Origin of the sequence: Rugosimonospora acidiphila (assembly GCF_039543385.1) — a bacterium.
Classification (GTDB): domain Bacteria; phylum Actinomycetota; class Actinomycetes; order Mycobacteriales; family Micromonosporaceae; genus Rugosimonospora; species Rugosimonospora acidiphila.
Map to the genome: position 1 here is coordinate 73,097 of NZ_BAABJQ010000024.1, position 14,101 is coordinate 87,197.

General features: G+C 72.7%; 13 protein-coding genes. 7 read left to right on the forward strand and 6 right to left on the reverse strand.

Annotation, left to right across the window (positions count from 1 at the left end; translation table 11 throughout):
* Positions 1-26 precede the first annotated feature (26 nt).
* Positions 27-1,241 (reverse strand): YeiH family protein, encoded by a 1,215-nt coding sequence (locus ABEA87_RS31225; RefSeq protein WP_345635711.1) that lies wholly within the window; start codon positions 1,239-1,241, stop codon positions 27-29.
* A 70-nt stretch (positions 1,242-1,311) separates the two neighbouring features.
* Here ABEA87_RS31225 and ABEA87_RS31230 point away from each other — a divergent pair, with 70 nt between their 5' ends.
* The 3 genes from ABEA87_RS31230 to ABEA87_RS31240 all read left to right on the forward strand — a co-directional run bounded on the left by ABEA87_RS31230 (position 1,312) and on the right by ABEA87_RS31240 (position 5,264).
* Positions 1,312-2,244 (forward strand): LysR family transcriptional regulator, encoded by a 933-nt coding sequence (locus tag ABEA87_RS31230; protein ID WP_345635712.1) that lies wholly within the window; start codon positions 1,312-1,314, stop codon positions 2,242-2,244.
* Positions 2,245-2,361: 117 nt separating this feature from the next.
* Complete coding sequence (locus ABEA87_RS31235) at positions 2,362-3,387, forward strand: LacI family DNA-binding transcriptional regulator (protein WP_345635714.1); 1,026 nt, start codon at positions 2,362-2,364, stop codon at positions 3,385-3,387.
* Between the two features lie 191 nt (positions 3,388-3,578).
* Positions 3,579-5,264 carry an RICIN domain-containing protein gene (locus ABEA87_RS31240; RefSeq protein WP_345635716.1) on the forward strand — a complete coding sequence of 562 codons (1,686 nt, stop codon included), beginning with the start codon at positions 3,579-3,581 and terminating at the stop codon, positions 5,262-5,264.
* 48 nt (positions 5,265-5,312) lie between these two features.
* Here the strand turns inward: ABEA87_RS31240 and aceB are convergent, their stop codons facing one another.
* Complete coding sequence (gene aceB / locus ABEA87_RS31245; RefSeq protein WP_345635718.1) at positions 5,313-6,896, reverse strand: malate synthase A; 1,584 nt, start codon at positions 6,894-6,896, stop codon at positions 5,313-5,315.
* 87 nt (positions 6,897-6,983) lie between these two features.
* Between aceB and ABEA87_RS31250 the strand changes: the two genes are divergently transcribed.
* Both ABEA87_RS31250 and ABEA87_RS31255 read left to right on the forward strand, forming a co-directional pair.
* Positions 6,984-7,766, forward strand: a complete 783-nt coding sequence (locus ABEA87_RS31250) for an IclR family transcriptional regulator (RefSeq protein WP_345635719.1) — start codon at positions 6,984-6,986, stop codon at positions 7,764-7,766.
* 300 nt (positions 7,767-8,066) lie between these two features.
* On the forward strand, positions 8,067-8,552 hold the full coding sequence (locus tag ABEA87_RS31255) for an MSMEG_6728 family protein (protein WP_345635721.1): 486 nt from the start codon (positions 8,067-8,069) through the stop codon (positions 8,550-8,552).
* 21 nt (positions 8,553-8,573) lie between these two features.
* Here ABEA87_RS31255 and ABEA87_RS31260 read toward each other — a convergent pair whose 3' ends face one another.
* Together ABEA87_RS31260 and ABEA87_RS31265 are read right to left on the reverse strand one after the other, a co-directional pair.
* On the reverse strand, positions 8,574-9,782 hold the full coding sequence (locus ABEA87_RS31260; protein WP_345635722.1) for a low temperature requirement protein A: 1,209 nt from the start codon (positions 9,780-9,782) through the stop codon (positions 8,574-8,576).
* Positions 9,783-9,912: 130 nt separating this feature from the next.
* Positions 9,913-10,740: a FadR/GntR family transcriptional regulator gene (locus ABEA87_RS31265; RefSeq protein WP_345635724.1), complete on the reverse strand. Its 828-nt coding sequence runs from the start codon at positions 10,738-10,740 to the stop codon at positions 9,913-9,915.
* 414 nt (positions 10,741-11,154) lie between these two features.
* Here ABEA87_RS31265 and ABEA87_RS31270 point away from each other — a divergent pair, with 414 nt between their 5' ends.
* Both ABEA87_RS31270 and ABEA87_RS31275 read left to right on the forward strand, forming a co-directional pair.
* Complete coding sequence (locus tag ABEA87_RS31270) at positions 11,155-12,318, forward strand: SPFH domain-containing protein (RefSeq protein WP_345635725.1); 1,164 nt, start codon at positions 11,155-11,157, stop codon at positions 12,316-12,318.
* Positions 12,319-12,332: 14 nt separating this feature from the next.
* Entirely contained in the window at positions 12,333-13,439 is a 1,107-nt protein-coding gene (locus ABEA87_RS31275; RefSeq protein ID WP_345635727.1) for a TFIIB-type zinc ribbon-containing protein, read from the forward strand.
* On the opposite strand, the gene ABEA87_RS31280 is transcribed toward ABEA87_RS31275, so the two are convergent.
* Together ABEA87_RS31280 and ABEA87_RS31285 are read right to left on the reverse strand one after the other, a co-directional pair.
* Positions 13,411-13,656 carry a hypothetical protein gene (locus tag ABEA87_RS31280; protein WP_345635729.1) on the reverse strand — a complete coding sequence of 82 codons (246 nt, stop codon included), beginning with the start codon at positions 13,654-13,656 and terminating at the stop codon, positions 13,411-13,413. The two genes, ABEA87_RS31275 and ABEA87_RS31280, sit on opposite strands and share 29 nt — an antisense overlap.
* Positions 13,653-13,856, reverse strand: a complete 204-nt coding sequence (locus tag ABEA87_RS31285; protein ID WP_345635731.1) for a hypothetical protein — start codon at positions 13,854-13,856, stop codon at positions 13,653-13,655. The genes ABEA87_RS31280 and ABEA87_RS31285 overlap by 4 nt, the downstream gene beginning before the upstream one ends.
* Positions 13,857-14,101 lie beyond the last annotated feature (245 nt).

A 14,101-nucleotide genomic window follows, 5' to 3' on the forward strand; every position in this document is an offset into this window, starting at 1 on the left:
GGGCGCGCTGGCGGATCTCCGGACGGCTACTGACCGGTGAGCGCCTGGAGCCCGAGGCTGCCGACCGCCACCAGCACCGACAGCATGCCGCCGAAGGCCAGCGGGCGCAGTCCGGCGCGGCGCAGCTCGCCGAGGCGTACCCCGAGCCCGACGCCGGCCAGCGCGACCGCGATGAGGTACCCGGCCAGCCGGGTCAGCCCGCCCTGCCAGCCGGCCGGTACGAGGCCGGCCGAGTTGGCCGCCGCCGCGAGCAGGAACAGCACCAGGAACGGCGGCACCAGCCGCCAGACCGGCGTCCGGGCCGGCGGGTCGGCGGGCACGGTCTCGGTGACCGTGCCGGTGCCGGTGACCGTGCCCGTGCCGCTGCCGGTGCCGGCCCCGGTGAGGGTGGCGGCGCCGGTGTCGGTGTCGGTTCGGACAGCGGTGGCGGGCCGCGGTACGGCGGCCGGGCGGCGGGCCCGCAGCGCGGCGCCGAGTACCACAGGGATGATCATGAGCGCCCGGGTCAGCTTGACCGTCACCGCGTAGCGGCCGGCCTCCACCCCGTACGCGTACCCGGTGGCGACCACGCTGGAGGTGTCGTTGACGGCGGTACCCGCCCACAGGCCGAAGGCGTGCTGGCTGAGGCCCAGCAGCCGGCCCACCGGCGGGAAGACGACGGTGGCCGTGATGTTGTAGACGACGATCGTCGACACCGCGTACGCGACGGCCACCTCGTCGGCGGCGACCACGGTGCGCAGCGCGGCGATGGCGGATGCCCCGCAGATACCGGTACCGGCGCCGATCAGCGTGCGCAGCGGATCGGGAATGCGCAGCAGGCGTCCGAGCAGCCAGGCGGCCAGCAGGCACAGGGCCAGGGTGCCGAGCATGACCGGCAGCGAGGCCACCCCGGTGTGCAGGACGGCGCGCACGGACAGGCCGGTGCCGAGCACCACGACCGCCGCCTGCAGCACCTGCCGCCCGGCGAATCGGGAACCCTCGTGCAGGAACGCCCCGCCCCGCCGGCCGCCCGCCGAGCCACCGGAACCCTCCGAGCCACCGGAACCCGCCGAGCCACCGGAACCCTTTGCCGCGCCGGGGCCGAGCCGGTCGGCCACGGTCCGGGTGAGCAGGCCGAGCAGCACCGCCACCACCGGGGCGCCGAGCCGCGGAACCGCCGTGCCCGCGGCGGTCGCCAGCCCGCCGATAACCGCCGCCACCAGGATCCCGGGTAGCAGCGCGCGCATCCGCCCGCTGGTCATGCCGCAAGTCTTTGCCGGTCTGGCCCTTCAGGGTAGTGGCGAAACCGATATGACGTCATAGGCTATGCCTATGGCTGAACGCCACCACCTAGCCCCGACCGAACTGCTCGCCCTGGACCCGCTGGCCCTCGGCCTGTTCGTCGACGCGGTCGACCTCGGCAGCCTGTCCGCCGCCGCCCGCCGGCACCGGATCAGCCAGCCCTCGGCCAGCCAGGCGATCGGCCGGCTGGAGCGCCGGCTCGGCGTGTCCCTGCTGCGACGCGGCCCGCGTGGATCTCGGCCCAGCCCCGAGGGCGAGCGGCTGGCCGGGCCGGCCCGCGAGGTGCTCGCCGCGCTCAACCGGTTCGCCGCCCAGGCCGACGCGGTGCGCGCCGGGGCGCGCGGGCGGATCCGGGTGGCCGCCAGCTACACCAACGCGGAGTACGTGCTTCCTGCCCGGGTGGTCGGTTTCGGCGCGGTGCGGCCGGATGTCGCGGTCCGGCTGACCGTGGCCAACACCGACGAGGTGGTCGCGGCGGTCCGGGCCGGCGAGGTGGAGCTCGGCTTCGTGGAAGCGCCGGGCACCTTCGCCGGCCTGCGCACCCGGCGCATCGGGCGGGACGAGTTGGCGGTGGTGGTCGCGCCCGACCACCCCTGGGCCGGCCGGGACGACCTGCCGGGCAACGTCCTGGCCCGCACCCCGCTGCTGCTGCGCGAGCGGGAGTCCGGCACCCGGCGCACGTACGAGGAGGCCGCCGCCCGGGCCGGGTACCGGGTGGCCGAGCCGTACGGCGTGATGACGTCCACGGCGGCGCTCAAGGCGGCGGTGCGCGCCGGGCTCGGCGCGACCGTGGTGAGCCGGCTGGCCGTCCAGGACGAACTGCGCGACGGGAGCCTGGTCACGGTGCCGGTCAGCGGGCTGGACCTCGGCCGGGACCTGCGCGCGGTCTGGCTTCCCGGGCAGCACGGCCGGCTGGCCGCCGAGTTCATCCGGCACGTGGTCGGACACCCTGATGGCGGCTGACCGGGTCATCCTCACGTATCGTGGTCGGCATCGGCGCCCGGAAGGGACACAGTGAGCGCTCACGCAGGTAGGGACGGGTTCACGGCCGGGGGCGGTCGGACCGCCTCGCGAGCCCCCGTGATTCACGATGTCGCCCGGCTGGCCGGCGTCTCCCACCAGACCGTGTCACGCGTGCTCAACGATCATCCGAATGTGCGGGGAACCACCCGGGACCGGGTGCTGTCCGCCATGCGCCAGCTCAACTACCGGCCCAACGCGCTGGCCCGGGGGCTGGCCAGCCGACGCTCCCGGACTGTCGGGGTGGTCGGCTTCGACACCCGACTGTTCGGCCCCGCCTCCGCGCTGCTGGCCATCGAGCAGGCGGCCCGCGCCGCCGGGTACGCCATCACGCTGAGCAGCCTCGCCGCCGAGGACGCCGGCTCGGTCCGGCGCAGCGTGGAGGCCCTGGCCGACCAGTCCGTCGACGGGGTCATCGTCATCGCGCCGCGCGAGGACTCGGCGCGAGGGGTCAGCGAGTTCCAGGGCGGCCTGCCCATCGTGGCGGTCGAGGCGGGGTACGCCGGCGGGGACGTGCCGGTCGTCTCGGTGGACCAGTTCACCGGCGCCCGATTGGCCACCGACCACCTGCTGGAGTTGGGGCACCGCACGGTGTGGCACGTGGCGGGCCCGGCCGACTGGCTGGAGGCGCAGGAGCGCGTCGAGGGATGGCGCGCGAGCCTGGCCGACGCTGGGGTCCCCGCTCCCCCGCTCATCCGCGGCGACTGGAGCCCGGCGTCGGGCTACCGCGCCGGGCTCGATCTGGCCGCCCGGCCGGGCGCCAGCGCCGTGTTCGTGGCCAACGACGAGATGGCGCTCGGGCTGCTGCACGCCCTGAGCGAACGCGGGGTGCGCGTGCCACAGGACGTCAGCGTGGTGGGGTTCGACAGCATCCCGGAGTCGGAGTTCTTCATCCCGGCACTGACCACCGTGCGGCAGGACTTCGACGAGTTGGGCCGGCGCGGTCTGGAACTGCTGGTCGACCTGATGGACGATTCGCCCACGCACGAGGAGTTCCGCAGCCGGGTCACGCCGTCCTTGATGGTGCGCCGCAGCACGGCGCGGTACGGCGGCGGTGACCGCGCACCGCGCTTCTCCGCCGCCTGACCGCCTCGGGTTCCGCGCGCCGCACGGTCGCCTCGACGCCGCCTCGGGTTCCGCACCCTCGCGAGCCAGCCCGACCCAAGCTCGCCGACCCGTCCGGCACGAGTTGACAGTAATCGATATTACCGCGAACAATGGCGACGACTCTCCACATCCAGTAATCGTCCATGATGGACGGTGAGAGAGAAGGCCACATGCATGCCACGTTGAGCAGTTCGCGACGGTACCGGCGGCGGGCCCTGGCCGCACTGGCGGCGGTGTTGCTCGGTACCGCCGGCGCCGTCGCCGGCACCCTGGCCGGATCGGGAGCGGCACAGGCACACACCGCAACGGGGCGTTCGGCGCCCTCGCCGGCCGGCGAGGCGGCACCGGCCCTGAACAACGGCCTCGCGCGCACTCCGCCGATGGGGTGGAACGACTGGAACGCCTACGGCTGCAACGTCTCCGAGGCCCTGGTCAAGCAGACCGCCGACAAGATCGTGTCGTCCGGCATGGCCGCCGACGGCTACCAGTACGTCAACATCGACGACTGCTGGATGCAGCACAGCCGGGACGCCAGCGGCAACCTCCAGCCCGATCTCACCAAGTTCCCGGACGGCATCTCGGGTACCGCCAGCTACGTGCACTCCAAGGGCCTGAAGCTGGGCATCTACGAGGACGCCGGCACCGCCACCTGCGCCGGCTACCCGGGCAGCCTCGGTCACGAGCAGCAGGACGCGAACACCTTCGCCTCCTGGGGAGTCGACTACCTCAAGTACGACAACTGCAACAACAACGGCAGCACCACCCAGCAGCAGTACATCGCCCGCTACTCGGCGATGCGCGACGCGCTGGCCGCCACCGGCCGGCCGATCGTGTTCAGCCTCTGCGAATGGGGCGTCAACTCGCCGTGGACGTGGGGCGCCGGCGTCGGCAACCTGTGGCGCACCACCGGCGACATCGGCCCCAGCTTCTCCAGCATGCTGTCCATCTTCCACACCAACGTCGGGCTCGCCACCTACGCCGCACCCGGCGGCTGGAACGACCCCGACATGCTGGAGGTCGGCAACGGGATGTCGGCCACCGAGGACCGCACCGAGTTCAGCCTGTGGTCGGAGATGGCCGCGCCGCTGCTGGAGGGCGGCAACCTGGTCAGCGCCAGCGCGACCACCCTGGCGACGCTGACCAACCAGCGGGTCATCGCGGTGGACCAGGACACGCTGGGCCGCCAGGGCGCCATGGTCACCTCCACCGGCGGCCTGGACGTGATGGCCAAGCCACTGTCCAATGGGGACGTGTCGGTGGTCCTGTTCAACGAGAATTCCTCCACCGCCACCATCACCACCAGCGCCTCGGCGATCGGTAAGACGGGCGCGTCCAGCTACGGGCTGACCGACCTGTGGTCGGGCGCCACCAGCAGCACGACCGGCACGATCAGCGCCTCGGTACCCGGCCACGGCGTGGTCATGTACCGGGTGTCCGGCGGCACCACCGGCGGCGGTACCGGCGGGGGCTCGACCGGCATCCTGCGCGGTGTCGGCTCCAACCGCTGCCTGGACGCCTACGACAACCAGACCGCCAACGGCACCAAGGTGGAGATCTGGGACTGCAACGGTGGCGCCAACCAGCAGTGGACGCTGACCTCGTCCGGCCAGCTGATGGTGTACGGCACGAGGTGCCTGGACGCCTACAACAACCAGACCGCCAACGGCACCAAGGTGGAACTCTGGGACTGCAACGGGCAGACCAACCAACAGTGGCGCATGAACGCCGACGGCACCATCACCGGTGTCCAATCGGGAAAGTGCCTCGACGTGACCGGTGGCGCCACCGCCAACGGGACCCAGATCGAGCTGTGGACCTGTAGCGCCGCCAGCAACCAGCGGTGGTCGCGGACCTGACCCCCCGCGTGCCCGGCCGGCCGGTCGCCGGCCGGGCACCGCAGGCGATCACGGGAACCGCTGGTACGCCGGCAGGGTGAGGAACTCGGCGTACTCCTCGGCGAGGGCCACCTCGACGAACAGCGCCCGGGCCGCCGCGTAGCCCTCGGCGTCGCCGAGCTTGTCGCACTCCTCGCCCAGGATGCGCTCCACGAGTTCGCGGGTGACCGTCTCGCCCGTGTCCAAAGTGGTCGGATTGTGGATCCACTGCCAGATCTGGGACCGCGAAATCTCGGCGGTGGCGGCGTCCTCCATGAGGTTGAAGATGCCCACCGCGCCGCTGCCGGCCAGCCAGGAGCGCAGGTACTGCAGGGCGACGGAGACGTTGCTGCGCAGCCCGGCCTCGGTGACGCCGCCCTCGGCGGAGGCCACGTTCAACAGCTCCCGCGCGCTCACGGACACGTCGTCGCGCTGCCGGTCGAGCTGGTTGGGGCGCTGTCCGAGGTGCTCGTCGAACACGGCGCGGCAGACCGGTACCAGGTCGGGGTGGGCCACCCAGGAACCGTCGTACCCGGCGCCGGCCTCGCGCTGCTTGTCCTGGCGCACCTTCTCCAGGGCGGTCGCGTTGACCTGCTCGTCGCGGCGGCTCGGGATGAACGCGGCCATGCCGCCGATCGCGTGCGCGCCGCGGGCATGGCAGGTCTGCACGAGCAGCTCGCTGTATGCCCGCATGAACGGCGCGGTCATCGTGACTGAGTTACGGTCGGGCAGCACGAACTCGGCCCCCCGGTCGCGGAACTTCTTGATGAGGCTGAACAGGTAGTCCCAGCGGCCGGCGTTGAGCCCGGCCGAGTGCTCGCGCAGCTCGTACAGGATCTCGTGCATCTCGAACGCGGCCGGGATGGTCTCGATCAGCACGGTGGCGCGGATCGTGCCGCGCGGGATGCCCAGCGCGTCCTGGGCGAGCAGGAAGGCGTCGTTCCACAGCCGCGCCTCGGCGGCGGACTCCATCTTGGGCAGGTAGTAATAGGGTCCCTTGCCCAGCCGCAGCTGCCGCTGCGCGCCGTGCACCAGGTACAGCCCGAAGTCGAACAGGCTCGCCGACATCGGCTCGCCGTCAACCAGCAGGTGCTTCTCGGTCAGGTGCCAGCCGCGCGGACGGACCACGATGGTGGCCAGCTCCTCGTCGGGGCGCAGCGCGTACGCCTTGCCCTCCGGCGACTCGAAGTCGATCCGGCGGTCCAGGGCGTCGGCGAGGTTGAGCTGACCGCCCACCATGTTTTCCCACAGCGGGGTGTTGGCGTCCTCAAAGTCGGCCAGCCACACCTTCGCCCCGGAGTTGAGCGCGTTGATGGTCATCTTCCGGTCGGTCGGGCCGGTGATCTCGACCCGACGGTCGACCAGGCCGGGGGCCGGCGACGCCACCCGCCAGCTGGCGTCCTCCCGGATCTCTCTCGTCTCGGGTCGGAACTCCAGCGTGCCGCCCGCGCTCAGCTCGCGCTGGCGGTCCTGCCGGGCCCGCAGCACCTCCGTGCGGCGCGCGCCGAACTGCCGCTGCAGGGCGCCGAGCAGCTCCAGGGCCTGCGGCGTGAGCACCTCGTCGAACCGGTCGGGCCGCGGACCGGTGACCGTGATTCCCTGTATGTTCTCCACACTACGGAGGTTATTATCCTCATCGCGGAAAGACAATGCATCGCGGGCGGCGAGGCGCCGCGGGCGGGTGAGAGCGAGGCGGTGGGCGTGACGGCGGCGACGGGCGGCGAGGCGGGCGCGGCCGGGGTGCAGTCGGTACGCCGCGCCTTCGAGCTGCTGGAGTTGATCGCGGACGCCGGCGGGGCGCAGGGCATCAGCCAGCTGTCCACCAGCTCCGGCCTGCCCGTGCCCACCATCCACCGGCTCCTGCACACCATGATCGCGTCGGGGTACGTGCGCCAGGGCGCGTCGCGCCGCTACGCGCTCGGCCCGCGACTCATCCGCCTCGGCGACCTGGCCAGCCAGTCGCTGGGCGCCTGGGCGGTGCCGCTGCTGGCCCGGCTGGTCGAGGCGACCGGCGAGACGGCGAACCTGGCCATCCTGGAGGGCGGCGAGGTGGTCTACCTGGCCCAGGCGCCGAGCCCGCACTCGATGCGGATGTTCACCGAGCCCGGTCACCGGGTGCTGGCGCACTGCACCGCCGTGGGCAAGGCGCTGCTGGCCGGCCTGCCCCCCGCCGAGGTGGTCGAGGTGGTGACCCGCACCGGCATGCCGGCGCTCACGCCCCACACGATCACCGACCCGGACACCCTCCTGTCGGCCCTGGACGAGTGCCGCCGCCAGGGGTACGCGGTGGACGACGGGGAGCAGGAACTCGGCGTGCGGTGCGTCGCCGTGGCGGTTCCGCATCCAGGTACCCGCACCGCGATCTCCATTTCCGGTCCGCAGGTCCGGGTCGACGACGCCGCGATCGCCGCGGCCGTGCCCGTGCTGCGGGAGGTCGCCGCGCAGCTGGCCCGGCACTTCGCGGACGGCCACGCCGCACCGTAACCGCCGGGCGCCCCCAGGCCGACCGGGCCCGCATAGTCGACCGGCACGCCTGGTCGACTATGCACGCACCGTCGACCCGGCACGCCTGGTCGACCCGGCCCGCACCGTCGACCCGGCACCCACGGTCGACCCGGCGCACCTTGTCGAGCGGGGCTCGCGGCCGGCACGGGCGGGCGGATCGGGGCCGATCCGGGGGCCGCGAGCGCCCCGACCGGGTAGCGTCCGATCACGTGGCGTCCGGCGATCACCCGGTGCCCGGCACGACGGGCGCGGGCCGGGGGCCGGACGGGTAGCCCGCGGATGCAGACGTTCCTGCCGTACCCGGACTTCGCCGAGTGCGCCCGGTCCCTGGACCCGCTCCGGCTGGGCAAGCAGCGGGTCGAGGCGCTCCAGGTGCTGCGCGGCCTCACCGTCGCCGGGTACGGCTGGCGCCACCACCCGGCGGTGAAGATGTGGGCCGGGTACGAGGAGGCGCTGGTCAGCTACGGCCTGGCAGTGTGCCGGGAGTGGATCTCCGGGGGACGCGCCGACACCGTGGCCGGCAGCCTCGTCGCCGACCTGCGGGAGCGCTGCGCGATCGGCCAGGCCCGCCAGCAGCCCGACCTCCTGGCGGCCGGCGACGTGCCGCCCTGGCTCGGGCGGGAGGACTTCCACCTCAGCCACCGCTCCGCGCTGCTGCGCAAGAACCCCGACTTTTACCGGCCGCGCTTCGGCGAGGTACCCGATGTGCCGTACGTGTGGCCGATGTCCGACCGGCCGCCGTCCTGCCCGGGTACCGTCCCGTAGCCCCGGCCGCTCGGGGGCGGGTCAGGCCGCTCGGCCGCCCGGGGGGCGGCGCAGCACCGCCTCCTCGATCCGGCCGGTTCCGCCCCTGATCCGGATGAGGTCCGAGGCGGCCAGCGCGAGCAGGATGGCACCGACCATCGTGGCGGCGTACAACGGCGGCAGGAGCACGGCCGGCACCGCCGCCGCCCCGAGCACCACCAGCCAGCCCAGCCGGGTCCAGGACGCCCGGCCGAAGACCTCGTACTCGAACGCGGTCCGCCCGAGCAGGAACAGGATCGGGCCTCCGAAAACGGCGGCGATCCAGCCCACCGGCGTGTGCCCGTCGGGCCTGCGGATCACGATGTCGAAGCCGGCGGCCGTGACGACGATCCCGACCACCATGAACAGGTGGGTGAACGGTGCCCAGCGCGAGGACCGGCCCGGGTTGCGCACGACCACGGTTTGCAGCAGCGATCCGGCGTGGTGGACGTAGATCTGCCAGAGCAGCACCGTGATCGCGAAAGCCACAATGAGCGCGGCGGTGCGCATGCCGGTGAACTCCAGCCGGGCGAACTGGAGGACGGCAACGAGGATCATGTCGCCGAGGGCGAGGATCATGAACTGCTGGTACCGCTCGCCCAGATGTTCGGTCGCGGCCTCGTACTGCTGGCTGAGCACCCGGCCGAGCCACGGCGTCGGGTACCGGAGGGCGTTGAACACCAGGTCGATGGCGAGCGCGAAGCCCCACAGCAGGGCCCGCGCCGAGTCGTGCGCGAACCCACCGATGATCCACGGCACCGTCGACACGCAGAACCAGAAGAGGAACCGCCCGGCCCGCTGCCGCACCCGGCCGCCGCCGGTCAGGGCGGTCATCAGGATCACCCCTCGCACGACGTGACTTCCCGTGTACGCGCAGGCGAAGACCAGGCCACGATCGCCGAACGCGTTGGGCAGGGAGGCCGCCATCAGGATGGTGCCCACCATGACGGCGCCGAGGATGAGTTGGATGGGCCGCCGCTGGGGGTCGTAGAAGTCGGTGGTGATGGCGGTGATCGACCAGACCCACCAGACGGCCACCAGCGGCAGGATCGACCGCAGCGCCCCCGACCAGGTGAGCTCGCCGGCCAGATCAGACGAGGTGAGCGCGAGGGCCGCCACATACACCAGATCGGAGAACAGCTCCAGCAGCGTGGCGCGCTGCGACCCGCCGGGGCTACGCAGCAGGGTCGGCGGGTGCCGTTCGGTCGTCATGACCTCGGCGGGTCGCCGGCACCGGAGCGTCGCGGCCACCGGCGCCGCCGCCGGATGGTGGTGGCCGGGCGCATCCCTTCACGGTACGCAGGGCGGCCGGCGCGACGCCGGAAAACCGGCGACGCCCGGGCTACCTCGAACGCTTCTCGTGCGCCTTGATCCGGGTGGCGGTGCGCCCGATGTGGGTCCGCATGATCGACTCGGCCAGCTCGGCGTCGCGTGCCGCGACGGCCTCCACGAACTCGGCGTGCTCCGCGCAGCCCTTGCGCCCGGCCAGCGGAGCCATGGCCTGCACCTCGAGCAGAGACATGAGCAGCGGGCCGTGGAAGGTGTGCACGAGCATCTCAATGGCGGCGTTGTGGGTGCACCCGGCCAGCCGCGTGTGGAACTCCGCCGACATCTGCATGCTGTACTCGCCGGCCTTGACCGCCTGGGCGTGCCGCTTGGTCAACGCGCGTAGCTCGGCGATGTCGTCGTCGGTCGCGCCGCTGACGATCAGCGGAACGATGCCCAGTTCGAAGACCAGCCGCGCCTCGGTCACCTCGGCAGCGGTGATCGTGGACAGCGACACCAGATCCGCCAGGCCGGTGCCGACCTGCCGGGAGGTCGGGGACGTCACGAAGGCGCCCCCGCGAGCGCCGACCCGGATCAGGACCAGGCCGCCCGTTTCGAGGATGCGCAGGGCCTCGCGGACCGTCACCCGGCTCACCCCGAACTGCTGGCACAGCTCCCGCTCGCTGGGCAGCCGGTCGCCGGGGCGCAGCTTGCCCTCGCGCAGGAGCCCGCGGATCTGCTCCACGATGGCCTGGGACGCGCGCGAAAGGTTGACCGCGGTGAACATAGCCTCGCCGCGTTCACCCGCGCGATCCAGGCCGGTTACCAGGGACACCCGCGCGTTACCGTCGTCGCGCTTCACTCGCGGCGAGGTGCCCTGCCGGTCAACTGCTCGCGTTACCATCCGTGGATTGTCGCATAGCCCGGCACCCCCGGCGCGCTGGCCACGCGGTCGCGCACGGTCGCGAGTGGTCGCGGACAGTCGCGACGCCCCGCTGGCCGCGTCACCACCGGCATCGATGCCCGAGGATCGGTGCGCGGGGCGACGACCCGGCCGGCCGGCGGGTTCGGTCTGCCGACCGCGCGGCCGGTACACCACACGGCCGGCGGCGCGGCGTCACAAACTACGTGCGTGCGCACACATGTGCGTCGACCGTCGCCCGGGTCACCGGTGAACCGACCGGCGATCCGCCGGGGCGCGGTCGGGTGTGCTCACCCGAACGCCCAGGCCAGCGGCCTCCGGGACACTGGACATCGGCTGCTACCGTCGTCGGCGGCGTCTTGCGGCAACGGCGGAAGGGGGCGCGCGGTGGGTCTCATGGACAAGATTCGCGGCGAGTTCATCGACATCATCGAGTGGCTGGACGACAGCCGCGACACCATCGTCTGGCGCTTCCCCCGCTACGACAACGAAATCAAGATGGGCGCCAAGCTCGTCGTGCGCGAATCACAGACCGCCGTTTTCGTCAACGAGGGCAGCATCGCCGACGCGTTCCAACCCGGCACCTACACGGTCGAGACACAGAACGTGCCGATCCTGACCACGCTGAAGGGCTGGAAGTACGGCTTCCACTCGCCGTTCAAGGCCGAGGTCTACTTCGTCAACACCCGCCAGTTCACCGACCTGAAGTGGGGCACGCAGAACCCCGTGATCGTGCGGGACCCGGAGTTCGGGGCCGTACGGCTGCGCGCGTTCGGGGCGTTCTCCGCCCGCGTCGTGGACGCCGCCAAGCTGCTGACCGAACTGGTCGGCACCGACCCGCAGTTCCGCACCGAGGAGATCCACGAATACCTGCGACAGATCGTGGTCGGTCGGTTGGGCTCCGCGCTGGCCACCGCCGGGGTGCCGCTGCTGGACCTCGCCGCGCATCAGGGCACGATCGGGCTGACCCTGGCCGGGGCGCTGAGCGAGGACCTCGCCGACATCGGCCTCGAGATTCCCAAGTTCATCATCGAGAACATCTCGGTGCCGCCCGAGGTCGAGCAGGCGCTGGACAAGCGCGGCCAGATGGGCATCCTGGGCGATCTCGGCCGGTACACCCAGTTCCAGACCGCCAACGCCATCGAGGACGCCGCGAACAACCCGGGCGGCGGTGCCGGCGCCGGCTTCGGACTCGGCCTGGCCATGGCCGCCGGGCAGCGGCTGGCGGGCGGCCTCGCCGCGCCGGGCGCCGCGAACCCGGGTGGTACGGCGGCGGGTAGCGCGGCGGCCGGTGGCCCGGCCACGCCTCCCCCGCTGCCGGCGTCCGAGCAGTGGTTTGTCGGGGTCGGTACCGAACGGCAGGGCCCGTTCGACGTCTCCGCGCTGGCGTCCCGGCTCACGCCGACCACGCTGGTGTGGAAGGCCGGCATGGCCCAGTGGGCGCAGGCCCAGCAGGTGCCGGAGTTGGCCGAACTCCTGCGCAACACGCCGCCACCGCTGCCGCCGGTCGACGAGGCGCCGCCAACCGGTGCCCCCGCCCAACCGCCGACGCCGGCCTGACCGGGGCGACGGGGATGACCGAGAACCCTCCGGCCCAGCGGTCGCGGGACGCGCAGACCTATCCGTGTGACGGGTGCGGCGCCCGGGTGGAGTTCGCGCCCGGCACTACCGTGCTGCGCTGCCCGTACTGCGGGCACGAGCAGCAGGTGGTCGCGGTCGGCCGGCAGGTGCGCGAGCACCCGTACGAGGAGTTGGCGACGCTGCCCGCCAAGGCGCACGGCGCCCTCGGCGCGCACGCGCTGGTCTGCCAGAAGTGTGGGGCGCGCACCGACAGCGACGCGTTGGCCGGGCGCTGCCAGTTCTGCGGGGCGCCGCTGATCGCCGACCCGTCCGCCGGGGAGCAGATCGTGCCGGAGGCGGTCCTGCCGTTCGCGGTCGACCGCGACGGGGTGCGTACGGCGCTGCGCCGCTGGGTCTCCTCCCGCTGGTTCGCGCCGTCGACCCTGAAAAAGGTCTCGGAGGCCGAGTCGCTCAAGGGCACCTACCTACCGCACTGGACCTACGACGCGCACACCGAGACCCGCTACACCGGCGAGCGCGGCGAACACTACTGGGTGACCGAGACCTACACCGTGACCGTCAACGGGCAGGCCCAGACCCGCACCCGACGGGTCCAGAAGACCCGGTGGCATCCGGCGAGCGGGCGGGTCGAGCGGGACTTCGACGATCTGCTGGTGCCCGGCACCCAGCGGATGGCCGAGCAACAGCTCGAACGGTTGACGCCGTGGCCGCTGGCGGAGGCGGTCGCGTTCCAGCCGGAGTACCTGGCCGGCTACGACGCGCTGCGCTACGACGTCGAACCCGACGACGGGCTGCGTACGGCGAAGCAGAGCACCGAACCCATGATCCGCGACGACTGCCTGGGCGCGATCGGCGGCGACGAGCAGCGGCTGCACTCGGTCGATACCGCCTTCTCCGGCATCACGTTCAAGCTGATGCTGCTACCGGTGTGGCTTGCCTGTTACCTGCACGCCGGGCGCACCTACCAGGTGGCGGTGAACGCGCGCACCGGCGAGGTGATCGGACAGCGGCCGTACAGCCCGGCGAAGATCGCGGCCGCGGTCATCGCCGGACTGGTGCTGGTCGTGCTGGTCATCCTGCTGCTGGTCCACTACCACTGACCCGGCCCAGGCTCCGGGCGGCCCGACCGGGCAGGTGCCGCCACACCCCGATGCCGGCACCCACCGCGAGCATCGCCCCGGCGCCCCACCACACCGGTGCCGCCAGGCGGGCGCCCGCCGAGTCCAGCAGGACGCCGTACGCCACGGCGACGCACGCGAGCACGGCGAGCACCACCGGCAGCCCGAACAGCACGTCACGGCCCCGGCCGCGGATCACCGCGCCGGGCGACCGGTTTGGGTCGTCGCGCGAGCGCCGGACGCGCGACGACCCAGACCGGTCGAAAGATCGGCGGCGCGCAGCAGGGCGGCGACCGCACCCATGCCGAGGGTGAACTCGCGCACCTCGACGGCCACGTCCGGCGGGTCGAGCCGGACCACCAGCAGTGTCAGGGCGGCGGCGAGCACGACGCCGAGCACCAGGCCCGAACCGAACCGCCACGCGGCCGGCGCCCGGCGGAGCCGGTCGTGGCCGCTTGCGCGGGATGTAGGCCCAGGCCTGGTCGCGGGAGTAGCGCGCGGCCGGGATGCCGAGACCGATGACGTCACACCCGACGCGGTCGCGGCGGCGCTGGCCGACGGCGGCGATGAGCTCTTTGCCGCCGCACGTCCACGAGCCGGTCGCGGACCTCGGCCCGCACCTCGACGGGCCGGTGCGCGAGCAG